21 protein-coding genes and 1 pseudogene are annotated in these 22079 nt (G+C 65.7%); 20 read left to right on the top strand and 2 right to left on the bottom strand.

All coding sequences use genetic code 11. The features are described from left to right. Positions 1–42: 42 nt before the first annotated feature. From QCE63_RS22005 to QCE63_RS21995, 3 genes are read left to right on the top strand one after another with little or no spacing between them, the layout of a single operon-like run. Positions 43–1608: a sugar ABC transporter ATP-binding protein gene (locus tag QCE63_RS22005; RefSeq protein WP_309835974.1), complete on the top strand. Its 1566-nt coding sequence runs from the start codon at positions 43–45 to the stop codon at positions 1606–1608. Continuing rightward, the gene (locus tag QCE63_RS22000; protein ID WP_309815633.1) at positions 1608–2591 is read left to right on the top strand and encodes an ABC transporter permease; all 984 of its coding nucleotides are present in this window, start codon (positions 1608–1610) and stop codon (positions 2589–2591) included. Before QCE63_RS22005 ends, QCE63_RS22000 begins: the two co-directional genes overlap by 1 nt. A 7-nt stretch (positions 2592–2598) precedes the next feature. After that, positions 2599–3558 carry an ABC transporter permease gene (locus QCE63_RS21995; protein ID WP_309835973.1) on the top strand — a complete coding sequence of 320 codons (960 nt, stop codon included), beginning with the start codon at positions 2599–2601 and terminating at the stop codon, positions 3556–3558. Between the two features lie 12 nt (positions 3559–3570). On the opposite strand, the gene QCE63_RS21990 is transcribed toward QCE63_RS21995, so the two are convergent. After that, positions 3571–4815, bottom strand: coding sequence for a YadA-like family protein (locus QCE63_RS21990; RefSeq protein WP_309835971.1), 1245 nt, complete (start codon positions 4813–4815; stop codon positions 3571–3573). Positions 4816–5307: 492 nt separating this feature from the next. On the opposite strand from QCE63_RS21990, the gene QCE63_RS21985 reads away from it, so the two are divergent. Continuing rightward, positions 5308–6099, top strand: coding sequence for a DUF1521 domain-containing protein (locus QCE63_RS21985; RefSeq protein WP_309835970.1), 792 nt, complete (start codon positions 5308–5310; stop codon positions 6097–6099). A gap of 1568 nt (positions 6100–7667) precedes the next feature. Here QCE63_RS21985 and QCE63_RS21980 read toward each other — a convergent pair. After that, positions 7668–7994 carry a ribbon-helix-helix domain-containing protein gene (locus tag QCE63_RS21980; RefSeq protein WP_309835969.1) on the bottom strand — a complete coding sequence of 109 codons (327 nt, stop codon included), beginning with the start codon at positions 7992–7994 and terminating at the stop codon, positions 7668–7670. 587 nt (positions 7995–8581) lie between these two features. On the opposite strand from QCE63_RS21980, the gene sctC reads away from it, so the two are divergent. The 16 genes and pseudogenes from sctC to QCE63_RS21900 all read left to right on the top strand — a co-directional run. Further along, positions 8582–10201 carry a type III secretion system outer membrane ring subunit SctC gene (gene sctC / locus QCE63_RS21975; protein WP_309835967.1) on the top strand — a complete coding sequence of 540 codons (1620 nt, stop codon included), beginning with the start codon at positions 8582–8584 and terminating at the stop codon, positions 10199–10201. Further along, complete coding sequence (locus tag QCE63_RS21970; RefSeq protein ID WP_309835966.1) at positions 10198–11295, top strand: FHA domain-containing protein; 1098 nt, start codon at positions 10198–10200, stop codon at positions 11293–11295. Before sctC ends, QCE63_RS21970 begins: the two co-directional genes overlap by 4 nt. A gap of 131 nt (positions 11296–11426) precedes the next feature. Continuing rightward, positions 11427–11798 (top strand): hypothetical protein, encoded by a 372-nt coding sequence (locus QCE63_RS21965; RefSeq protein WP_309835965.1) that lies wholly within the window; start codon positions 11427–11429, stop codon positions 11796–11798. Between the two features lie 112 nt (positions 11799–11910). Continuing rightward, positions 11911–12231 (top strand): hypothetical protein, encoded by a 321-nt coding sequence (locus QCE63_RS21960; RefSeq protein WP_309835964.1) that lies wholly within the window; start codon positions 11911–11913, stop codon positions 12229–12231. 100 nt (positions 12232–12331) lie between these two features. After that, positions 12332–13078, top strand: a complete 747-nt coding sequence (locus QCE63_RS21955) for an EscJ/YscJ/HrcJ family type III secretion inner membrane ring protein (RefSeq protein ID WP_309835963.1) — start codon at positions 12332–12334, stop codon at positions 13076–13078. After that, positions 13075–13656, top strand: a complete 582-nt coding sequence (locus QCE63_RS21950; protein ID WP_309835962.1) for a hypothetical protein — start codon at positions 13075–13077, stop codon at positions 13654–13656. Before QCE63_RS21955 ends, QCE63_RS21950 begins: the two co-directional genes overlap by 4 nt. Further along, positions 13650–14363: a FliH/SctL family protein gene (locus QCE63_RS21945; protein ID WP_309835961.1), complete on the top strand. Its 714-nt coding sequence runs from the start codon at positions 13650–13652 to the stop codon at positions 14361–14363. The genes QCE63_RS21950 and QCE63_RS21945 overlap by 7 nt, the downstream gene beginning before the upstream one ends. Continuing rightward, positions 14360–15343, top strand: coding sequence for a FliM/FliN family flagellar motor switch protein (locus QCE63_RS21940; RefSeq protein WP_309835959.1), 984 nt, complete (start codon positions 14360–14362; stop codon positions 15341–15343). Before QCE63_RS21945 ends, QCE63_RS21940 begins: the two co-directional genes overlap by 4 nt. After that, positions 15340–15999 carry an EscR/YscR/HrcR family type III secretion system export apparatus protein gene (locus QCE63_RS21935; RefSeq protein ID WP_309835958.1) on the top strand — a complete coding sequence of 220 codons (660 nt, stop codon included), beginning with the start codon at positions 15340–15342 and terminating at the stop codon, positions 15997–15999. Before QCE63_RS21940 ends, QCE63_RS21935 begins: the two co-directional genes overlap by 4 nt. Beyond that, the gene (sctS, locus tag QCE63_RS21930) at positions 15996–16271 is read left to right on the top strand and encodes a type III secretion system export apparatus subunit SctS (protein WP_309835957.1); all 276 of its coding nucleotides are present in this window, start codon (positions 15996–15998) and stop codon (positions 16269–16271) included. The genes QCE63_RS21935 and sctS overlap by 4 nt, the downstream gene beginning before the upstream one ends. Before the next feature lie 2 nt (positions 16272–16273). Further along, positions 16274–16999 (top strand): flagellar biosynthetic protein FliR, encoded by a 726-nt coding sequence (locus QCE63_RS21925; RefSeq protein ID WP_309835956.1) that lies wholly within the window; start codon positions 16274–16276, stop codon positions 16997–16999. Positions 17000–17005: 6 nt separating this feature from the next. Continuing rightward, positions 17006–17746 carry an EscU/YscU/HrcU family type III secretion system export apparatus switch protein gene (locus QCE63_RS21920; protein WP_309835955.1) on the top strand — a complete coding sequence of 247 codons (741 nt, stop codon included), beginning with the start codon at positions 17006–17008 and terminating at the stop codon, positions 17744–17746. 1 nt (position 17747) lies between these two features. Further along, entirely contained in the window at positions 17748–19829 is a 2082-nt protein-coding gene (locus tag QCE63_RS21915; protein ID WP_309835954.1) for a flagellar biosynthesis protein FlhA, read from the top strand. Further along, positions 19829–21151 (top strand): FliI/YscN family ATPase, encoded by a 1323-nt coding sequence (locus QCE63_RS21910; protein ID WP_309835953.1) that lies wholly within the window; start codon positions 19829–19831, stop codon positions 21149–21151. Before QCE63_RS21915 ends, QCE63_RS21910 begins: the two co-directional genes overlap by 1 nt. A gap of 5 nt (positions 21152–21156) precedes the next feature. Next, positions 21157–21582 carry a hypothetical protein gene (locus tag QCE63_RS21905; RefSeq protein ID WP_309835952.1) on the top strand — a complete coding sequence of 142 codons (426 nt, stop codon included), beginning with the start codon at positions 21157–21159 and terminating at the stop codon, positions 21580–21582. A 96-nt stretch (positions 21583–21678) separates the two neighbouring features. Then, positions 21679–22079: pseudogene (locus QCE63_RS21900) on the top strand (hypothetical protein); the annotation flags it as partial.

Genomic DNA, 22079 nt, shown 5'->3' with positions numbered 1-22079 from the left:
TGAACGCGGGCGCTCGCTTTTTCATTTCGACGGACTCACGGCATGGCTCAGACTCCCCTTCTCGACATGCAGGACATCGACATTGCCTTCGGCGGCGTCGCCGCGCTGAAGCACGCGCGCCTCACGGTCGCCGCGGGCGAAGTGCATGCGCTGATCGGCCAGAACGGCGCGGGCAAGTCCACGCTCATCAAGATCCTGACCGGCGCCTATCGCAAGAGCGCGGGCACGGTGCGCTTCGACGGCCGCGAGGTCGATTTCCGCACGCCGAAGGAAGCGCGTGAAGCAGGCATCAGCACGATCTATCAGGAGATCAACCTGGTGCCGTTCCGCTCCGTTGCCGAGAACATCTTTCTCGGCCGCGAGCCGCGCCGCTTCGGCTTGATCGACTGGAAGAGCGTGCAGCAGCGCGCGTCGGAGCTGCTCGAATCGTTCGGCTTGCATATCGACGTGAAGAAGCCGGTGCTCGACTACTCCACCGCGATCCAGCAAATGGTCGCGCTCGCGCGCGCCGTGTCGTCGGATGCGAAGATGGTCATCATGGACGAATCCACGTCCTCGCTCGACGAGCGCGAAGTCGAATTGTTGTTCAGCGTGGTGCGCCGTCTGCGCGACGACGGCCGCGCGGTGATCTTCGTCTCGCACCGGCTCGATGAACTGTACGCGCTGTGCGATCGCGTCACGGTAATGCGCGACGGCCAGACCGTCGCCGAGAGCACGATGCAGGAGATGGACAAGCTCAAGCTCGTCACGACGATGCTCGGCCGCACGCTCGCCGCCGTCGTGCACGAGGACAGCGCGGTGAAGGAAGCGAATCTCGCAAAGCGCGGGCCGGTGGCGCTCGCCGCGCAAGGTCTCGCGGCAGGCGCGAAAGTGACCGACGTGTCGCTCGATGTCCACGCGGGCGAGGCTGTCGGACTCGCGGGTCTGCTCGGCTCGGGCCGCACCGAGACCATGCGCCTGCTGTTCGGCGCGGACCGTCCCGCGAAGGGCACGCTGGCCGTGAACGGCGAACGCGCCGCGTTCAAGTCGCCGAAGGATGCCATCGCGCGCGGCGTCGCGTATCTGACGGAGGACCGCAAGGCCGAAGGCATCGTGCCGGAGCTTTCGGTGCGCGACAACCTCACGCTGGTCTGCCTGCCCGCGCTGACGAAACGTGGCGTTGTCGATGTCGCGAAGCAGCGCGAGATCGTCGATGGTTTTATCGAATCGCTCGGCATCAAGCTGCGTTCACCCGACCAGCCGATCCGCGAGTTGTCCGGCGGCAATCAGCAGAAAGTGTTGCTGGCGCGCTGGCTTGCCACACAGCCGCGCCTCTTGCTGCTCGACGAACCGACGCGCGGCATCGATGTCGGCGCGAAGGCGGATGTCGCGAAGATCGTGCGTGAGTTGCGCGATTCAGGGCTCGCCGTGTTGCTGTCGGCGTCCGAACTCGAGGAGCTGACCGCCGTGGCCGACCGCGCGGTGGTGATCCGCGACGGCGAGACCGTCGCGCAACTCGACGGCGCGCAGATGAACGAGGCCGCGATCATGGACGCCATCGCCTATGGCGCGGGCGAGCAATCGACGCTGGCGGAAGCGGTGGAAACGACTGCGCGAGGAAGCGAATGATGATCGACAAGACCCAACCGGCCGGCGCCCTCGCGTCCGCCGCGCCGGCGAAGAAACGACGTGGCGTCGCGATCCAGCGCGAGATCGTCGTGTTGCTCGCGATGATCGTCTTCAACCTGATCTTCACGCAGCATTTCGTGTCGCTGCAAACCTTCAACGTCAATCTCACGCAGGTGGTGACGATCGTGATCGTCGGCATCGGCATGACGCTGGTCGTGGCGACGGGCGGCATCGATCTCTCGGTGGGCGCCTCGATGGCGATTGCCGGCGCACTTGCGCCGATGCTCTTCACGAACATCGCGGGCCCGCTCGGCATCGTGCTCGCGTTCACGCTGCCGGTACTCGCCGCCGCCGTATGCGGCGTCTTCAACGGCTTTCTCGTCACGCGCCTGAACGTGCAGCCCATCGTCGCGACCCTCGTGCTGTTCATCGCGGGACGCGGCATCGCGCAAGTGGTCACCGACGGCAGCCTGCAGGCCTTCAACAACCCGGCGTTCCAGTGGATCGCGCTCGGCAAGGTCGCGGGCGTGCCGTTCCAGATCCTGCTGATGCTCGTGCTCGTCGCGGTGTTCACGTGGATCGTGCGCAAGACCCTGTTCGGCAAGTACCTGCTCGTGACGGGCGGCAACGAAGCCGCCGCCTATCTCTCGGGCATTCCGACCACGCGCGTCAAGATGCTCGCCTACACTGCGTGCGCGGCGCTGGCCGGACTCGCCGGTTTGATTTCGATCTCCGTGAATTCGTCTTCGGATGCGAACGTCGTGGGCCTGGGCGTGGAACTCGATGCCATCGCGGCCGTCGCCGTGGGCGGCACCGCGCTCACGGGCGGCAAGGCCTATATCACCGGCACGCTGATCGGCGCGCTAATCATCCAGCTGCTGCGCTACACGCTGCTCGCGCACGGCATTCCGGACGCCGCCGCGCTCGTGCTGAAGGCCGCGATCATCATCGCCGCCGTGTACGTGCAACGCAAGCGAGGCTGAGCCGCTCATGAAAAAGAACCTGCCCATCCTGATCGCGCTCGTTGCGCTGCTGGCGCTCGGCGTCGCGCGCTACGAGCATTTCGCCGACGCCTACAACATCACGTCGTTCTGGCGCTACAACTCGATGTTCCTGCTGATCTCCATCGGCATGGCCTTCGTGATCATCACGGGCGGCATCGATCTCTCGGTCGGCGCGGTGGCCGCGCTGGCGAGCGTCGTCGCGGCGCTGGCAAGCGGCCACGGCGTCGTGGCGGGCGTGCTCGCGGGTTCGCTCGCGGGCCTCGCGGTCGGCGTGCTGAACGGACTCGTCATCACGCACATGCGCATCCTGCCGTTCATCGTCACGCTGGCGACGAGCCTCGGCGCGCACGGACTCGCGCTGCTGCTCGGCCATAACGATGCCGTTGCGATCTCTTCCGACACCGCCTTCGCCGCCTTCGGCCAAGGCGACTTTCTTGGGCTGCCGATTCCCGGCATCGTCTGCGCGGTGGTCGCGGTGATCGGCTGGGTGGCATTGCGCAGTTCGCGCTTTGGGCGGCATGCGCTGGCTATCGGCGGAAGCGAGGAAGCTTCGCGTCTGATGGGCTTGAACGTGGATCGCACGCTCGTCTGCGTGTATGCCGTGAGCGGCCTGCTTGCGGGCATCGCGGGGGCGATCCTCGCCGCGCAGTTCGGTGCGGGCCAGCCGAACGAAGGCATCGGCTGGGAACTGTTCGCCATCTCCGCCGTCGTGCTCGGCGGCACGCGGCTGACCGGCGGCGAAGGGTCCATTGCGATGACCATCGCCGGCGTGGCGCTGCTCGGGCTCGTGTTCAACCTGCTCAACTTCGAGAACGGGCTCGGCTACATCTCATTGTCCGCGTACTGGCAGTCGGTGATTCGCGGGCTGTTCCTGTTGCTCGTCATCGTGTTGCAGGCGCGCGTTCTGAAGCGCGGCGTCGCGACGGAAGCACCGGTCGCGCGATAACTTCGACGAAACTCAGGCTCGCAAAACGATACCGATCCCCACGCGCACTATCGTACTGTTACCGCCGGCGGTGGACACGCCCAGGTTGTAATTGACCGTGCCCTTCTGGTTCCAGCGCGACAAGCCAATGCCAAGCGCCGACTGCCCGCGATAACTCGCCATACCCGCATTCAGCGTGGTGCGTCCAGGCAGATACGGCGTCACGATATTGAGCGCCGCCGCCGACGCAATGCCGCGCCGCGCCACCCGGTCCACATCGTCGATGCGGCTGTTCACGCCGCCTATCGCATTGTTCAGCTGGCCGAGATTGACGCCGTCGGTGGGCGCCGTGCCCGGCGCGATGTTGGTAATCTGCCGCTCGTGATTCGCGCTGCCGACCGACACCGTGTTCTCGCGATCCGCGAGCGAGTCCGCGCCCAGCGCCACTGAATTGGCAGCGCTCGCCATCGCGCCGTTGCCGAGCGCGCTCGAACGCGCGCCGCTCGCCAGTGCGTCGTTACCGATGGCAAGGCTGTTCGGGGCCGTGGCCTGAGCCGCCGCCTGCGAGGCACTCGCGTGCGCCGCGATGCCGTTCAGCGTCGCGGGCGGCGACAGGTTTGCGGCGTTCTGCGCTTCACTGTTGCTTTCGAGACTGTCCGAACCCGATCCTGGTTTCGCCTGATCGTTTGCCGGGACATCGACGGAGCCGTTCTCATCATTTCCGTGAATCTCCGCAAGCGAGACCGCGCGGAATACTTTCTCGATGGTCACCGGCCGCGCCGCATCGGCCCGAGGCTGCGAGCGGATGACGCTGGCCGGATGCGCCGGAGGACGCATGCCGCCGCGCTGCCCCGGTGCAGCTGCGTAGGTGCGCACGGAGCCGGGAAGCGGCTTGAGCCTGAGCTTGCGCCGATGCCGTACCGCGCTCTTGCCCGGCGTGGACCGCTTCGAAGGCTTCGCGGCTTTGCCGGTCGCCACTTTCGAAACAGCGGACGGAGTTGCATCGCCTGAAAAGCGCATGCTGACGCGTGCCTTGCGGGGCGCACGAGCGGGCTCGACTTTCTGCACGGGTACCGTTTCCACGGTCCTGGATGCATGCACGCTGTGTGCACTTGAAGCCGGGAACACATCCGTCACCTCGCTCTGCGCGACAGCCATCGAGCTCGCGCCCGCCAGGCCGATCAGCGTCAATGCCCTGACCGTGCCCGTCAGCGCATGACGCATCATCGCCATGCCTGAACCTTCCATGCCGGCCGGTTCGCTGTCATCCGCCTGCATTGAGCACGGCTCCCTTCCTTCGACGCTGATTGCCACCATCCACTCCTCACAGATAACATTTCTCTTTCTCGAGGAGCGCACCCTGCGCTGCTCGCCTGATATCAGGAAATTCAGAGGATAGTCACGCACGGCTTGCGAAGGTGGTACCCGGTCATGACCCCAAGCCGCGGCGAAATCCAATACGACTTCTTCTGCCCGAGGTTATTGCGATAACCATGTAGCACCCGTTGAGAGTTATCGAACCTTAAACTTTTCTCGCAGCTTTGATCAGGACGCGAATGCCTATCGCGACTGTTCATCTGCATGGAAAGATCACCATAACCTTCGCTCAAACAGGACGTTCTTATGACTTTCTCACTTATGGTAAACTCGGGTTTCAACATGCAGACGTCGTTTCCGCCGCTTCCGCCGCGGCTTCCGACCCAATTCGGCGGCGGCGCCTTCTGCAACCGACCTTCCATGCCGCCCGCATACGGGCCCGCGCCGATGCCCATGCCAGCACCGATGCCGCCTTTCGCAGGCGGCGGTTATCAGACGTCGAGCTATAACAATTTCTCGCAACAGACCTACAGCGATCCGTCCAATTACTATCAGTCGATGTCCTCGTCGAATTCTTATTCTCTGAATTCGCCGATGGGAAGCATGTCCTCATACCAGGCGTTCAATTCGATGTTTTCGAACCAGGCCGCGCAAGGATCGAGCGGAGGCGCCAATTTCAGCTATTCCGACTTCATGCGCAGCACGTCGATGAACAGCTATCAATTTCCGCCGACGCCGACGCCGACGCAAAGCGCCTGGTCCGACACGGGCGTGAACAACAACCAGTCGTCAATCGATCTCGGACAGTACAAGCTCGACCTGGACAAGGCGCATTCGTCGATGATGCTCACCGACAAGGCCAGCAACATCGCCACGAAGGTGTGGGGGGATCCGCATATTGACTTCAATTCGGGCTCGGACCAGAAGACGAGCAGCCTCTTCAACGGCTCCATGACGTTCGATCTGCCGGACAACACCACCATCGGCGTGCACACGCAACCGGGCGACGGCGGCGTTTCGTTCGCGGACGGCCTGACGATCACGCGCGGCAATGATGCGTACAACGTCACGGGCCTGAGCGAAAGGAATTCCGCTCCGCTCAGCGTGGAACGGAGCAACAACGGCTTCGCTGCGTGGCAGAACCAACCGCAGGATGGACCGCACCTGATGGCGACCAACTCGGGTACGGGCTGGGTCAACGAGCAAACGCATCAGATGGCGAAGGCATCCGACTTCAACGGCTAAGTGCCTGTTCGATCCATGCGATCCATTCGATCCTGCTGAACGGATCCACCCGGAGACGACGGCGCTCGACGCCGTCGTCTCTTTCCGCAGTTCTCCATCGTCCGTCGCGGCCGCTTCGTGCGGCCTGGCGGTGCGTCGTCGAATCTCGATTACCCGTCAGCAGGAATCCATTGCCCAAGTTCGTCACGCGGCCTGGGACTCATGTCACCAAGCTGAAAACAAGAAGCGCACTGCAAGAGACTTGCAGTGCGCTTCGACGCCGCGTCGTGTCACGGCGCATCAACAACGAGCGAGATCAGTCGCCCCCGCCTCCATCGCCGACGGCACCGGCATCAGCGCCGCCTGCATCCGTTGCGCCGCCTGTGTCAGCGCCACCGGTACCGGGCGCTCCCCCCTCTCCCGGGGCCGTGTCGGAGGTATCGGGGGGCGTCTCTGCTTGCAGATTGTTGTTTTCTGTCGGGTCACGTTCCTGTGGGCCGTTCATGGTTTGCTGACCAGACTGGCTCGCATGCGTGTTCCCGCCTCCGCCACCGCCACCGCCACCGCCGATCTTCGGCATCATTCCTCCCAATGCATTGCCAAGTGCACCCAAGCCCCCGCCTCCGCCACCCGTGCCACCGCCACCGCCTCCACCTCCGGTAGCCTTCGGCGTTGTGCCTCCCCCACCGCCGCCACCGGTCTTGGCGGCTCCGGCTCCGGCTCCGGCTCCGGCGCCTGCGCCTGGACCCGCACCTCCGGCTTTGCCTGCTCCTGCTCCTGCTCCTGCGCCTGCGCCTGCGCCTGCGCCCCCTCCGTGCATCAGTGAGTCGATGACCTTTTTCACCTGCGAGCCAATCGCCTCTGCAATTCCAGCTGGGCCGTTCCCTGGCTGGTTGCCCGCGGGTTGCGGTGCGGGCTGAGGTCCGGCTTGCGGCGCAGGCTGCGGTGCGGCCTTCGGAGCGATCATCGGTGCAGGTTGCGGTGCTGCCGCCGTCGGTGCAGGTTGCGGTGCTGCTGCCGCCGTCGGTGCAGGTTGCGGTGCTGCCGCCGTCGCGGCAGGCTGCGGTGCGGCCGTGGGCATCGGACCGGCAGGCGCGCCTGCGGCGCCCATTCCCGGATCAGCCTGTCCCATTGGCGTGGGGGTCTGCTGCGGCGCTCCGCCATCGCCCTGCAGCACCTGCTGGACCGCGTCCGCCACGACCTTCTTGACTGCGTCCTCTACTTCAGGCGGGAGGCCGCTCGTCCCGGGACCGGCTGCGAGCTGCGTTGCAGTCGCAGGGGATCCGGCTCTCAACGGAAAGCCCTCGTTGAGCGAATCCATCATGCCCGGTCCCATCAAACGCTTCAGCGCAGGATCGAGTTGGGATGGAGCGGCCGGCTTACTCGCCAGACCACCGCCGTCATTCGCGGTCAAAGGTATGCCCCCAGTTCCTGCCGAACCTACATTTCTCACTGACATAAAGAAAGCTCCTATTGAAGTAACAACACATGCGTCTCATGCGATGTCTTGCAACGCCGCATTTCCGCCTTTCAATTCAACAATTTCTGTCGCTTATTTCTCCTTTTGTGCAGCCAGGCTGCGCACAACTTCACGAGGCTGCCCCGGCCCCGAGAATCCTTAGAAAATCATCAGGCTCACCCGATGAAGAAGGCTGGATTCTCTTGATCATCTCGACCACGCACACCACCCTCAGATAGCCTGTGAAGTTCTTTACTTCGTGAGCGCTCAGATCCATCTCCAGCGCCCATTTCGACACCAGCTTCCCCACCGTGACCGACTCGCGTTCCGCAAGCGTCTCGATAATTCGCCAATAGACTTCTTCAAGCCGGACACAGGTCGCAAAACCATTGATTCTCATTGAGCGCTGTCGCGGCACGATCCAGGTCGAACTGATCTCGCAAGCTTGCTTTTTCACGATTCCAGAGCCCGATAACGTTCACCTGAATCTCGATGTGCCGGCATAACAATTGAAACACCGGGAAAACACCTACCCAAAATATCCAGATTCTTATTCCATTGTTTTTTCATGCGGATACGCCGTCTAATAAGCTTTGCCTCTGGCGCATACTTTTGTATGCACCCGCACGATGATTCTGAATCTTCCGGAGTCCAATATGTAGTACGCGAATACGACCACCGAAAATTCGAGGCGCGATAAAGTTTGATCACTAAGACGCGGCGCATGCAGCAGACGGGAATCTCAGCTATTCGAATCAGATCTTCACAATTCAAAGTGAAGCAAAGGTTCGTGCCATAAGAGACCTAAGCATTCGACGCATGAAAATCTTAAAGATCTTGAACTGGCGCAGAATGCAAAAACATCCTTTGATTGGCAGAAACAGAACGCGCCGTGCCTCGCACAGTGCAGCATGGCTGCTTCTGGCGTGGCAATGCCACGCGGCCCATTCGGCAGAACCGGCATGGCAGGGTGCTTCGATGCACTATGTCGCCCGAAACTCACGTCTTTCGGACGTTCTGAAAGATGTGGCTTCCGCGAGTGCCTTGCGTATCGACATCGCGCGCGGCGTCAACGGCAGCGTCAATGGCGAATTCAACCAGCCGCCGGCCGCCGTGTTTCGCGCGCTCACTGAAGCCTGGGGACTGATCTGGTATTTCGACGGCCAGACCCTCCATGTTTCAACCGCCGACGACGTGCGCAGCCGCACCGTTCCGTTCGGGCCGCTGAGCCGCGATGAAGTCGCCGCCCGTCTGCGCAGTCTCGAACTGGATGACCCGCATTTGCCGCTGCGCTATTCGAAGGACAGCGTGAAGGTCGTCGGGCCTTCGCGATTCGTGGAAGCGGTGTCGGACGCCATTGCCCAGGCGCGCGAGCAGACGACGCCGCAGCAGACCTACGAAAAGACCCAGATTCGCGTGTTTCCGCTGCGCTATGCACAGGCGCAGGACATTACTTATCAGTCCGGCACCCAGAAGCAGACCATCCCTGGCGTCGCGACCTTGCTGCGCCGCCTGATGGAGAACGCGGGTTCATTGCCGGTGGCAGCCCAGCGCAACCCGGCGCGCAGCAAGGGCGGCTCGCGCGGCATCCCACCGCTGCCAAGGCTGCCGGGCCTCAACGAAACCTCGCAGAGCGCATCCGCAAGCGACGCCCCGGATGAGTTGCCACAGTCGGCGGTCAGCCCCGCACAGCGCAACATCGTCGCGGACGCGCGAACCAACGCGGTCGTGGTTTACGACATCCCTGAGATGATGCCGGCCTATCAACGTGCCATCGCTCTGCTCGACCGGCCGCAGGATCTCGTCGAAATCTCCGCCGTGGTGATGGATGTCTCGAGCGACGCCGCACGCGAACTGGGCGTACGTTGGGGCGCGGGCGGCGGCACGGGCGGACGGGCCGCGCCCTGGTTCGGCACCGATGCGGTCGGGCCGCGAACCGTGCAGCCCGGCGTCACCGCCACCGTCGACGGCGGCCTGACCCTCACCACGCTGCTTGGCAATTCCGCGCATTACCTCTATCAGCAGATCCACGCGCTTGAACAGCACGGCCAGGCGCGCATCCTCTCGCGTCCGCGCGTGCTCACGCTGAATAACATCGAGGCCACCTTGTCGTCGCGCAATTCAATGTATGTGCGCGTCGCGGGTAATCAGGATGCCAATCTTTTCAACGTCGATACCGGGCTGGTCCTCAAGGTGACGCCGACCGTCGAACAAAGCGGCGCCGAGAACGGCCGCATCCTGCTGAGCGTCCAGATCGAAGACGGCACCTTCGACAACGACGAAGCCGTCGACGGCATTCCGCGCGTCCGGAGCAACTCCATCATCACGCAGGCCGTGGTGCCGGATGGAGAAAGCCTGTTGATAGGCGGATACGAATACGAACACAGCCAGTCCGGCGGCTCGAAAGTGCCTTTGCTTGGCGACATTCCGTTCATCGGCCAGTTGTTCAGCAATGAAAACACGTCGAGCGGCCGTACCGAGCGCCTCATCCTCATTACGCCGCAGTTGAAGCGCGCGACAAACCGGCCTGCGATGGCGGAAGCCCCGATGGCCTCTGCAACGCCGGCGGTGGCCGGCGCGCCATCTCAAGCGCTGCCCCTGCTTCCCGCCGCCGTCACCGGCGCCGGGGCGGATCGGGCGCTCACCGCAAAGGACGCACGATGAACGGCTTGCCACGCATCTTCGTCACGAGCGGACTGCACGCGGGCGCGAGCCTGCCGCTCGAGGTGGACCATGACATCGAGATCGGTAACGACAGCGAGGCCGATCTGATTCTCGCCGACGACCGCATCGCGCCGCGCCATGCCCGCGCGCAACTGCACGGTCCGCAGCTCGCCCTGTTCGCGCTGGCCGACGGCGTCTCGATCTTCGGCCGCCCGCTGAAGGCCGGGTCGCGCACGCTGCTGGATCATGGCGCAGCGTTCTGCCTGGGCGACACGTCCTTGCTGTTCAGTCACGGCGAGTATCCGGACGAAGCGAGTACGAAGCAGTCCGAGGCCGCCTGGCTGCTGAGGCATGCACCGCTTGCGTGGCTGCGCATGCGTTGCGGGCGGGTCCCGCGTCTCGCGTGGATCGCGCTGGCGGCGACGCCGCTCGCGCTCGCTGCTTGGCTCACCCTGAATCCTTTCGCGACCGACGCCGTGCCTCCGCCCGCGCCGCTGCTGGAGCGGCCCGCGTTCAGTCAGGTGAGGGTGGAAACCGACAAGGCCTCGGGCACGCGTATCTATGAAGGCTACGTGCAGACGCCTGCGGATCTCGCGGCGCTGTCGCTGGCCGCACGAGCACGCGACCGGTCGGTGAGCGTGCGTGTCTTCGTGATGCAGAACATCGAGGAGCAGTTGAGCGATCTGCTCGACCAGTACTACCGCGGTGCGCAAGCGCGGGTGGATAAGCCGGGCGCGTTCGTCGTGACCTTGCCTGGGGCGGGCGCGCATCTCAAGGCCGATTCCTGGGATTACGCGCTGGTCGCCCGTGTGGCGCAGTCGCAGATTGAAGGCCTGCGCACGCTGAACTTTGCCGGTCACGAGAACGCTAGCGGACCGGCGCGCATTCCGCTTGAAAACTTCGGCCTGAATCTCGTCACGTCGCCCCATTCGGCGTGGCTCGCGGATGCCGGCGGCACGCGCTACTTCGCGGGCGGTCGCATCGCCATGGGCAGGATCGAGCGTATCCGTGAATGCGGGGCGAGCGTCGTGCGTGACGACGGCAGCGTCTACGACCTGACCGCGCAGCGCTCCGCTTCCGGGAAGCCTTGTTGACGGGCTCGCCGCAGGCCTCGCTGCAACAGACCAACCATGCATTACAACTTCGCGCGTCGGCGTGCCGCGCGGAGGGTCGGGAGTGAGTTTGCTTCCATCGAGCACGCCCGTTTTATCCTAAGGATCCTTAAATGTACGATTCAGCAGATTTCGGTTATGCCCCGCAATATCAAGGCTACTACCCCCGCAACAGCCCCAGCATGATTTCCGCCGACGGCACGCTTTCCCTGGGCGACCTCGCAGCCGCCATAACGAAGGCGCTCCGAAACAAAACGCAGGAAATCAACGCGATCAACGAGCAACAGACGCAGCAGGACGGAGCCGGCGCGGGCGCTGGCCAGACGGGCGGCGGGGGCGGCGCCCAGGGCGGCGGCGTGGGCAGCGCCACCATGCTCCAGATGCAGAAGGCAGTCAGCGAGTACACGACCATGCTCCAGCAAGGCACGTCGATGATGAGCGGCGTGGGCGACACCCACAAGGCGGTGGCGCAGAACACCAAATAAGCCCGCCCGACCCGCCACGAAACTCCCCCGCGCCGCAGCTCGCGGCCGCCGCCGCGCGGGGCACGCACGAGAGCACGACGAAGCGCACCCTCAATCCATTCACGATACGTCCATGTCATCACCCACTGTCGACCTGACGCTGTATCAGCCCGACCCGACGGTCCTCCCGCCGCCGCCCACTCAAGAACCGGCGCGCGTCGGCCTGGGCAGCCACGAGTTGACCCAGATCGCGGAACACGTCCAGAACCTCGTGCATGGCCAGTCAGCGGCCATCGCCGGCGTGCTGGATTCCGCACGCCGGCAGGGCCCCACCACCGGCGAAATGCTGATGCTGCAAGCCGCCGTCTCCGACTACTCGATCACGCTGCAAACGCTCTCTCATCTGGCACAGAGCGCCGGCAGCGCGATCCAATCCCTCACGCAAAGAACATGATTCGCCGCGCCATCATTCTCCTGCCGCTCGTGCTGCTCGTTGCGTGCAAGACCTCGCTGTTCGAAGGTCTCGACGAAGATCAGCGAACCGGATCGTCGCGGTGTTGAGCCGTCACGGCATCGACAGTTCGAAACTGCGCAACAACGACAAGACCTGGAGCATCTCGGTCGAGGAAGACGAAGTCGTCTACGCGACCGAGCTTGCCGGCGCCTACGCGTTGCCGCGCGGAACCCACGCGAATCTCGGCGAGCTGTTCAGCCGTCAGGGGCTGATCTCCAGCCCGGAGGAAGACCAGGTCCGCTATGTGTACGGTCTCACGCAGGAACTCGCCGAGACGCTGGAGAAGATGGACGGCGTCCTCGTGGCCCGCGTGCATGTCGTCGATCCGCCGCGCGATGCGCTGCTCGGACCCGCGCCGCTGCCGAGCGCCTCCGTGATGCTGCGCTATCGCAGCGACGCCAACCTCGAGGCCATGCGCAACAAGATCCGCTCGCTCGTTGCGGGCGCGGTGACGGGACTCACGCCCGAGCGCGTCTACGTGACGATGGTGCCGGTCATGCCGGTCGCCACCCCCGCGGAAGTCTGCGCGCAAACCGGCGCCTGCACCCCTGCGCGCGCCACGCACGGATCCACCACGCGGGTGCTCATCACGCTGAGCGTGCTGGCCTTGCTGCTGATCGTCGCGGCGTGGATCTGGGACAAGGGCATTCGCGCGTTCCCCAGGCTGCGCGTGCCGGGCATCACGTTCTTCCGGCGTCGCGGACGCGACAGCGAGCGCGCGAAGACGGAACCCACCACGTCCACTGACGCGGCTTCCTCCACGACCACGACACGAGACCGTCGATGACCTCCCGCCCCCTCCTCGATATCTCCGGCTGGGCGCATCACAGCTGGCTGCCGCAGCAGCGGCCCGCCCGCGGCGAACGGGCGCGCGCCCGCGCCGCCGCGCATCTGTTCACCCGCTTTCCGATGCTGGCGCGCGCCGGCGTCACGCACCTGCCATGGTTCGTCGGACCGCTCGACCGCAGCGCCTGCGCGCGCCTCATGCGCCTGTGCGCGGCGCTTGCGTGTGCGCGTTCGCTGCGTCTGGTGGTGAGCGCGGAGGCGCATGCGCGCTTTCAAGTCGCGACGGGCCTGCCGCCGCTCGCGCTGCTGCAATGTCATCCGCGCGGCAACCAGCGCGACTTGCCGCTCGATGCACCGGTCGACTGGTTTGCGCGGCGCAGTCTGGGCGTCGCCGGTCTGGCGCTCGCGCTGCGCGCCACCCAAGGCGACGCGCAGCGGGCCTGGACCCGCTTGCGCATGCCGCTTGCGCACGCCGAGGCGGCCGCGCAATGGCGCCTTGCGCGCGTGTCGCAGCAAGCCGCCCTCGAACTGATGGGTGATGCGCTCCAGGTGCTGAATGCGGGGAGGCAGCCATGCTGATCTGGCGTAGCGCCGGCTGGCGCGTCGAGTCGGACGGCTACGTATCCGGCGATAACCTCGTGCGCTTGCAGGAGCTCGATGCGCTGCGCCGGGAGATCCACCAGTACGTGCTGCAGGAAACCAGACGTCTCGCCGAACGCGCGCGCCGCACCCGCCGCCGCGCCTTCGTGCGCGGCCTGCGCGCCGGTCAGGCCGCGGCGCTGCGCGGCCTGGTCGTGCCGGCTGCCGCAACCGCCTACGCGCTGGGACGCCTGCAGGACCGGCTGTTGCAACTCGCGATGCAGGCCGTCACCGATCTCGTGGGCGAACTGCCGTCGGGCGCCACGCTGCCGAACCAGTTGCGCAGCAGCCTGCTGGCCGCGCCTGAACAACGCCTGCTCTCGGTGCGCGTCGCGGTCTCCGATTTCGCCGAAGCCCGGCATGCCGTCGATCTGCTGGAGCAGGAACTGGGGCTGGCCTTCGTGACCGTGCTCGCCGATGCCGACCTGCCGCCGCGTTCGTGCGTGGTGGAAACCGAAGGGGGCGTGATCGATGGCGGATTGCACCGGCAGCTCGAAGCGCTCGAACGCGGCATGCGTCAGGCGATCGGCGCCGTGCTCGACGAATACACCCGGCTCGACGAACGCGTCGTGGCCCGCTTCGACGACATCGGCTGCGACCTGCGTGCAGCGCTCGACGCCCTGTCGCACGGAGGACCATCGGCATGAATCCGTTCAACGGTCTCGAAAGACTCACCCGCGATCATGCGGAGCGCCACAACATTGCCGCGCTGCTGTTCGGTGCGCCGCTGCCGGTCAGCGTGGGGCAGCGCCGCTTCACCATCGCCTTCGAGCCGCGCCGCTCGCGCTATCCGGTGCGCCTGCACGGCAACGCTTCAGGGCAGCCGCTGCACGTCGATCTCGACGCGCAGGCGCTGCTTCCCGAACTCGCGCGCCGCAGTCTGGAGGCGAGTGGCGCGCATGCCTGCAAGCTGATCGTGGACGCCTGCGAGGATTGGTTCTGCGCGCTCGAAGGCCTGTTCGGCTTCGCGCTCGACGTGACCCGTGTCTCCTTCGACGCGCTACCCGACCCCGGCGCCTACGGCCTCGCCGTCACGCACGTGCAGAGCGGGCGCATGGCGAGCGTCTCGTTTCATTGCGAGGCAGTCGACCGCTGGCTGCGTCGCCGGTCTCATCCCCCGGCTGACCTGCGCGCGCTGGCGCGGCGCATCGTCGTGCCGCTGCCGGTCTGCCTTGCGGGCCCGACGCTCTCGGTGGCGCGCATGCGCCGCATCCGCACCGGCGACGCCCTCGTCATCGACAGAAACCTCTATTACCTTCGCGTGCCGCTGCGCAGCGGCACGCAACGCATCTGCCTGAAAGCCATTGGAGATCAAATCGTGCTGGACCGTCCGTTAAAAAACGATCGCGAACCCGTTACCGAACTCACGAGCGAGTTCATTCCGATCGACGCCCTCACCTTCACCTTCGACGCGATGATCGGTTCGTTGCGCATCTCGCTCGAGGAACTGAGCCGCCTGCGCAGCGGCTCGCTCGTCTCGTTGCAGATCTCCGTGCGCGAGCGCGCCGTGACGCTGCTGTGTCAGGGCCTGCCGTTCGCGCATGCCGAACTGGTGGATATCGACGACGTGCTTGCCGTGCGCATCACGAGCATGCTCCAGCCCACGAACGGTGACGCGACATCATGATCGACGGCCAGACCGGACAGTTGCAGCTGATCGGCATCTTCTTCCTGATGAGCGTGGCGCCGCTCGTCGTGGTGATGACGACGTCGTTCACCAAGTTCAGCATCGTCCTGACGCTGCTGCGCTCGGCGCTCGGCGTGCAGCAGGCGCCGGGCAACCTCGCCATCTCCGGGCTTGCGCTGGCCGCCTCGCTGACCGTGATGGCGCCAACCCTGCATCAGATCGGCGCGGCGCTTTCGCTGAATGACCGCGGTTCGAGTTCGCAGGCGCAAGGACTGCCGCCGCTGCCGCAACTCATCGACGCGGTGCGCGGCCCGCTCGGCGACTTCATGCTGACGCACTCGCGGCCGGCCGAGCGGGCGTTCCTCGTCAATGCGGCGAAGCGCATCGACCCGTCGCGCGAAGCCAATGAGACCGACTTCTCGCTGCTCGTCCCCGCCTTTCTGATCAGCGAGATTTCCAGCGGCTTCGAGGCGGGCTTTCTGCTGTACGTCGCGTTCCTGGTGATCGACCTGATCGTGGCGAACGTGCTGACCGCCATGGGGATGATGATGCTTTCGCCGAGCACCGTGTCGATCCCGCTCAAGCTCTTCGTGCTGGTGGCCGCGTCCGGCGTGCCGAAGCTCATGCATGCACTCATTCTCAGCTACGCCAAGTGAACCCTCTTCCGTCTCTTGCCTCGCTTTCCAGCGACGCCCTGCTGCTCGTGTTCTGGCTTTCCCTGCCGATGCTCGCCGTCGCCACGGCCGTGGGCCTGCTGCTCGGTCTCGTGCAGTCGGTCACGCAGATCCAGGATCAGAGCTTGCCCTACGGCGCGAAGATCATCTGTGTCGGGCTCGTGCTGATCGTCGCGGCGCCGTGGGCGCATCACGAAATCGCGCGGCTGCTCGGTCATGTCTTCTCGATGATCGCCGCCGGACGCACGCGCTGAACATGAACACACTCGATCAATTCATGGGCTTCGCGTTCTGCATGATCCGCCCGGCCGTGGCGATGAGCATCGTTCCCTTCGGCAACGACGGCGGTCTGGGCGTCGCGCTGCGCGTGCCGCTCGTGCTGATGTTCGCGATGCTGCCCGCGCACGCGGGCCTGCCCGCCGACCTGCTCGGCGCGAGCTTCATGGAAGCGCTCATCGGTCTCGCGCAGGGACTTGCCATGAGCGTGGTCTTCTTCGTGGCGGGCGCGGCGGGCGGCATCCTCGACCAGCAAGGCGGCTACACCGTGGCCGCCGTGTACGACCCCAACTTCCAGCAGGAAAGCGCGCTGTTCGAGACGCTTTTCACGCAGTTCGCCGCGCTGACGTTCTTCACGGGCACGGGGCTCGTCATGCTGTGCGGCTTCTTCGCCGACGCCTGGTCGTTCTGGCCACCCGGCGGTCCTTATGGCGAAGGCGTCGCGCGCCTGTACCAAAGCCTCGCGCAAGTCCGGCTTCCCGCGCTGTTCGTGCAGGGTCTGCAACTGGCGGCGCCGCTGCTCGGGCTGATGGTGCTGACCGACCTGTCGCTGGGGCTGGCTGCGCGTCACGCGAAGCGCCTCAACCCCTTCTCCACCGCGCGCTCCATCAAGGCGATGGTGCTCTCGTTCGCCGCGGCGGCATGCGTCCCGGCGCTCCTGGGCCATCTCGCCGACCTGTTCGCGCATTCCCTGGTCCTGAGGTAACGCGCGATGAGCGACAAAACCATCAAGCCCAGCCCCCGGCGTCTGCAACGCGCGCGCAAGGACGGCGACATCGCCAAGAGCGTGCAGCTCACCACGACCGCGAGCGGTCTGCTGTGGTGGCTGTTGCTGGCGGTGCAAGCGCCCAACTTGTTCGTGGCGTTCGTCAACATGCTCGCGACCGTGACCGTCATCGACCTGAGCCGTCCGTTCGATTCGACCGTCCACGAAGTGCTCGGCGCGCTCGTCGGGCCGGGCCAGGCCGCGCTCGCGATGGCGGGCATGGGGATGCTGACCGTCATCGTTCCCGAGCTGGCGCAAACCCGCGGCCTGATTGCCTTCAAGCGCGTCGCGCCCGATTTCAAACGCCTCAACCCCATCGAGGGATTCAAGAACCTGTTTGGCCTGAGGCTCCTGTTCGAGACCGGAATCATGCTCGTGCAGCTCGTTCTGCTCGGCTTCCTGGCATGGCAGGCGCTGTCCGGATGGATGGCGATGCTCACCGCGTCCCATGCGCTCGCGCCCCGCGCGCAGCTCAGTCTTGCGGCAGGCGAGTATGGCCGCCTGCTGCTGCTCGCGGCGCTGTTGCAGATCGCGCCCGCCGTCGCCGACTACGCCTTGCAGCGCATCCTGCACGTCCGCCGTCTGCGCATGGACAAGGACGAGATCAAGCGCGAACAACGCGACGACAACGGCGACCACCACGTCAAGAACCGCCGCCGCGCCTTCCACCGAGAACTGAACCAATAACATGTCTGCTCCTGCTTCCTCCCGTCTCTACGCGCTTCCCGGCCTGCTCGCGCGTTATGCCCACGTGGCGCTGGCCGCCGGCTTCATCTGCGTGATCGCCCTGCTGATCCTGCCGGTGCCGCCGTTCCTGCTCGACCTGTTCATCGGCTTGAGCTTCTGCGCCAGCTTCGTGATGCTGTTCTCCAGCATCTACGTGTCGCGCGCGGCGGACCTGCCGGGCTTCCCGGCGCTGCTGCTGATGACCACGCTGTTGCGGCTCGCGCTCGCCATCGCCTCGACCAAGATGATCCTGGTCCACGCGCACGCCGGCAATGTCATCTCCGCGTTCGGCGAACTGATCGCGGGCAACAACGTGGCCGTCGGCGTGGTCGTGTTCGTCGTGCTGTGCGCCATTCAGTTCATCGTCGTGGTGAAGGGCGGCGACCGCATCGCCGAAGTTGCCGCCCGCTTCACGCTGGACGGCATTCCCGGCCGCCAGATGAGCATCGATGCCGACCTGCGCAGCAACCAGATCACCGCCGAGAAGGCCGCGCAACTGCGCGCCGGGCTCGAACGCGAAACCTATTTCTATGGCTCGCTGGACGGCGCCATGAAGTTCGTCAAGGGTGATGCCATTGCGAGCTTCGTGGTGGCGCTGGTGAATATCGTGGGCGGGCTCGCGGTCGGCATGCTCCAGCGCAATCTGCCCTTCGGCGAGGCCTTGCAGGTCTACACGATTCTCACCATCGGCGACGGCCTGGTGTCGCAGATTCCTTCGCTGATCGTGTCGGTATCGGCGGGCCTGCTGGTGACGCGCGTGTCGCCCGCGGGCAGCGCGACCAATCTCGGCACGGATCTCTACCGCCAGCTGACGCTCCAGCCTCATGCGCTGCTGATGGCCGGTGCGTGCTGCCTGGCGCTCGCGTTGATTCCCGGCTTTCCGCATCTCCAGTTCGCGCTGCTTGCCGCGCTGTTCGGCGGTCTGGGATGGTTGTTGATGCGCAAGACGCAACAGGCGCATGCGCACGCCAACGCCCTTGCGCCGATGCCGGCGCTCGCGCGTGACGGCAGCCGGCGGGTGCCCAATCTGCTCGATGACGCCGAGACCGGCACGAGTGCCGCGCTGCGCCTGCGGGTGGGCGCGCGCGCCTTCGAAGCGCTGCATCCGGAGGCGCTCAACCGGGTGCTCGCGGGGCTGCGTCATGACCTCAACGCGCGGCTCGGCTTGCCGTTTCCAGGCCTGTCCTGCGCACTCGACGCAAGGCTCGCACCCGAGCGTTATCTCGTCGACGTGGACGACGTTGCGTTCGCGAGCGGCTCGCTCTTGCCCGATCATCTGCTGGTGAGCGGCCGCGCCGCCGATGTCACGATGGACGGCGTCGCGGGCTACCGGCTGGGCGCGGAAAAGGCCGTCTGGGTGGCCACGGCCGCGGCGACCCGGCTCGACCCGGCCGTGCTCACGACAAGCACGCCGGAGGCGGCGCTCAGCGCGCATCTGGTCGACGTGTTCGAGCGCTGCGCGCCGCGCCTGATGGGCACGCAGGAAGCGCGTTTCCTGCTCGATCGCATCGGCGGGGAGTTCCGTGAACTGGTGACGCAGATCGAGCAACGCGTGACGACGGTCCAGCTCGCCGCCGTGCTCAGACAACTCTTGCAGCAACATGTGTCGATCCGCAATCTGCGCGGTATCCTCGAAGCGATCCTGCGCGCCCCGACGCATGAACACACGCTCGACCGCATGGTGCGCGAAGTCCGTATCGAGCTCGGGCCGCAGATCGTGCGCGGCCACGCGAACCTCGACACCTGGGAGATCCAGGGCGGCGTGCTCGAACCGGAATGGGAAGCGGAACTCGAAGCCAGCATCCAGCGCGCGCGCGACGGCGAGCCTTACTGTCCGCTCGATTTCACTCAACTCGACACCGTGCGGCGCGTGCTCAGCCAGCACGCGCGCACCGTGCGTCTGCTGGTCACGTCGGCGACCCTGCGCCCGCACATGGCCCGCGTGTTCCAGACGCTCGGCATCCACATGGACGTTGTCGCGATCGAAGAGATTCCACGCGATGTCTATCAGATCCGCAACATCTTCACTTTCTCGAGATCATGATGGCCGAGGACCTTGCAAACCACGCGCATGCGTTGCCCTCCCTGCTTGATTCGCCGACCCTGTCCGGCCGCGTGGTGGAAGCGCGTGGCGTGGTCGTGCGGGTAGTGGGCGCATCGTTGCGCATCGGCGAAAAAGTCCGCCTCGTGCGGCCGGATACGTTCGAACAGCACAGCGGCGAAGTCGTCGGCTTCACGCCGGACGGCGCGCTGGTGATGCCCTATGCGGGGCTCACCGGGCTGTCCGACATCACGCGCGTCGAAGGCTGCGGGCTCGACTGGCACCGGCTCGATGTCCGCAGCGTGCTTGGCCGGGTGATCGACGGCCTCGGCCAGCCGCTCGACGGCAAGCCGCCCGCCGCCGCGCGCCCGGCCGGACGCAACGAGGCGCTGGCGGCCATCAATCCGCTCGACCGCCCGCTGATTGCGGAGCCGTTCGTGACCGGGGTGCGCGCCATCGACGGCTTGCTGACCTGCGGCGTCGGACAGCGGGTCGGCATCTTCGCGACGGCGGGCGGCGGCAAAAGCACGCTGATGGGGATGATCGCGAGCGGTGCGCGCGCCGATGCCGTCGTGGTCGCGCTGATCGGCGAACGCGGCCGCGAGGTGGCCGAGTTCGTCCACGATCATCTGGGCAGCGCGCGTGAGCGGTCCGTGGTCGTGGCGTCGACGTCCGACCGTCCCGCCGCCGAGCGCATCCGCGCGTCGCAGCTTGCCTGCGAGATCGCGAGCGGCTTGCGCGCGCAGGGCCAGCGTGTCGTGCTGCTGTTCGATTCGCTTACCCGCTATGCGCGCGCGCTGCGTGAAGTAGGACTCGCGGTGGGCGAGCCGCCGGTGCGCCGCGGCTACCCGCCGCGCGTGTTCGCCGAACTGCCGCGCATCATCGAGATGAGCGGGCTCACCGCGAGCGGCAGCGTGACCGCGTTTTTCACGGTGCTGGCCGAAGACGAGGATGCGACCGACCCGATCGTCGAGGAAGCGCGCTCGCTGCTGGACGGACATATCCAGCTGGCCGCGCGGCTCGGCGCGGCCGGGCACTATCCGGCCATCGATATCCTGCAGAGCAAGAGCCGACTCATGCCGCGTGTCACGCGTGAACGGCATCAGGCTGACGCGCAGCGCGTGCGCGAATGGCTCGCGCGCTATCAGGATCTCGAACTGCTGCTGCAAATCGGCGAATACAAGGCCGGCAGCGATCCGGCAGGCGATCTCGCCATTGCCCGGCATCCAGCCATCACGGATTTCCTGCGACAGTCCCAGAAGGGATCCATCCCGTTCGGCGACACCCTTGCGGCGTTGCAAGCGCTGTGTGCGAGCGATGGGTGACCGGCATGAAGGGTTCTTCGGCTGCGGCCCGCAATATGCGTCTCTGGGCGGTGCTGAGCCGTGTCCGCGAAGTGCGGGTGCGGCGGCGGCTGGCCGAATGGGCCCGTGCGCAGCGCAGCGTGCAGGCGGCGGAGACGGCGGTCGATCACGCCGTGACGCGATGCGAAAGGCATGCAGCGCAGCTTGCGGGGCTTCAGGACTGGCGCGCGTCGGGACCGCATGGCCCGGCGATGTGGCGTCACGCGCGCGAGCGGCATCGCCAGCAGGAGGCGGTGCTGGCTCGCGAAGTGGCTGCGGCGAGAGACGCGCTGAGCATCGCGTCCGGCCATGCGCTTGCGGTCCGCGCGACGCTGCGGCGCGAGATGCACGCCCGGGACGATGCGCTCAAGCGTGCGCGGGAAGCTGAAGCGAAGGCGCGCAGGGAAGACTGATCGGCAAGGTCCGATGCATCGACGATATCCCTTCATGACCCCGTGAAGTGACGGGCAGAGACACTGACATTGATCTTTTCGTCAGGAGAGCCCGAAATGGCTGTTTCAAGCATCCGTTCAGGATCGTCCGCTTCCACGCAGCAATACGACGGCAGCAACGACGGCGGCAACGACGCCGCCCCCTCCTCCGGCGACGTGCCGCCGAACGGATCGCCTCCCGCTCCCACCGTCAACGACGCCAACGAAGCAAACGAAGCTGCCCGCTCGCAGCCCAACCCGCCTGCCAGCTCGTCTACGCCGTCACAAAGCCAGCCCGCCGATTCGGCTCCTCCACGCCTGTCGACGGCGGAAACGCAGTCATTGTCCGATCTCGTCGACAAGGACCCCGCTATCCCCAACGACGCCGCCAACGCCAACAGCATGGCGGCGCTCCAGGGCGAATCACTGCGCGGCGCGCCGCCTGAAGCCATCTCGTTCGAACAGCAGGTAACCATCGC

Origin of the sequence: Caballeronia sp. LZ065, from assembly GCF_031450975.1 — a bacterium.
Classification (GTDB): domain Bacteria; phylum Pseudomonadota; class Gammaproteobacteria; order Burkholderiales; family Burkholderiaceae; genus Caballeronia.
Note: the sequence above shows the minus strand (reverse complement) of the source record. Positions and strands in the feature narration are given on the sequence as shown.

What these genes read in the sequence shown, in the direction of transcription:
- QCE63_RS21990 (WP_309835971.1), bottom strand. Translation starts at nt 4,815, where the DNA reads ATGCAGGCGGATGACAGCGAACCGGCCGGCATGGAAGGTTCAGGCATG.
- QCE63_RS21945 (WP_309835961.1), top strand. Translation starts at nt 13,650, where the DNA reads ATGCTGATCTGGCGTAGCGCCGGCTGGCGCGTCGAGTCGGACGGCTAC.
- QCE63_RS21935 (WP_309835958.1), top strand. Translation starts at nt 15,340, where the DNA reads ATGATCGACGGCCAGACCGGACAGTTGCAGCTGATCGGCATCTTCTTC.
- QCE63_RS22000 (WP_309815633.1), top strand. Translation starts at nt 1,608, where the DNA reads ATGATCGACAAGACCCAACCGGCCGGCGCCCTCGCGTCCGCCGCGCCG.
- QCE63_RS21940 (WP_309835959.1), top strand. Translation starts at nt 14,360, where the DNA reads ATGAATCCGTTCAACGGTCTCGAAAGACTCACCCGCGATCATGCGGAG.
- QCE63_RS21905 (WP_309835952.1), top strand. Translation starts at nt 21,157, where the DNA reads ATGAAGGGTTCTTCGGCTGCGGCCCGCAATATGCGTCTCTGGGCGGTG.
- QCE63_RS21970 (WP_309835966.1), top strand. Translation starts at nt 10,198, where the DNA reads ATGAACGGCTTGCCACGCATCTTCGTCACGAGCGGACTGCACGCGGGC.
- QCE63_RS21995 (WP_309835973.1), top strand. Translation starts at nt 2,599, where the DNA reads ATGAAAAAGAACCTGCCCATCCTGATCGCGCTCGTTGCGCTGCTGGCG.
- QCE63_RS21960 (WP_309835964.1), top strand. Translation starts at nt 11,911, where the DNA reads ATGTCATCACCCACTGTCGACCTGACGCTGTATCAGCCCGACCCGACG.
- QCE63_RS21915 (WP_309835954.1), top strand. Translation starts at nt 17,748, where the DNA reads ATGTCTGCTCCTGCTTCCTCCCGTCTCTACGCGCTTCCCGGCCTGCTC.
- QCE63_RS21950 (WP_309835962.1), top strand. Translation starts at nt 13,075, where the DNA reads ATGACCTCCCGCCCCCTCCTCGATATCTCCGGCTGGGCGCATCACAGC.
- QCE63_RS21965 (WP_309835965.1), top strand. Translation starts at nt 11,427, where the DNA reads ATGTACGATTCAGCAGATTTCGGTTATGCCCCGCAATATCAAGGCTAC.
- QCE63_RS21910 (WP_309835953.1), top strand. Translation starts at nt 19,829, where the DNA reads ATGGCCGAGGACCTTGCAAACCACGCGCATGCGTTGCCCTCCCTGCTT.
- QCE63_RS21920 (WP_309835955.1), top strand. Translation starts at nt 17,006, where the DNA reads ATGAGCGACAAAACCATCAAGCCCAGCCCCCGGCGTCTGCAACGCGCG.
- QCE63_RS22005 (WP_309835974.1), top strand. Translation starts at nt 43, where the DNA reads ATGGCTCAGACTCCCCTTCTCGACATGCAGGACATCGACATTGCCTTC.
- QCE63_RS21925 (WP_309835956.1), top strand. Translation starts at nt 16,274, where the DNA reads ATGAACACACTCGATCAATTCATGGGCTTCGCGTTCTGCATGATCCGC.
- QCE63_RS21985 (WP_309835970.1), top strand. Translation starts at nt 5,308, where the DNA reads ATGCCAGCACCGATGCCGCCTTTCGCAGGCGGCGGTTATCAGACGTCG.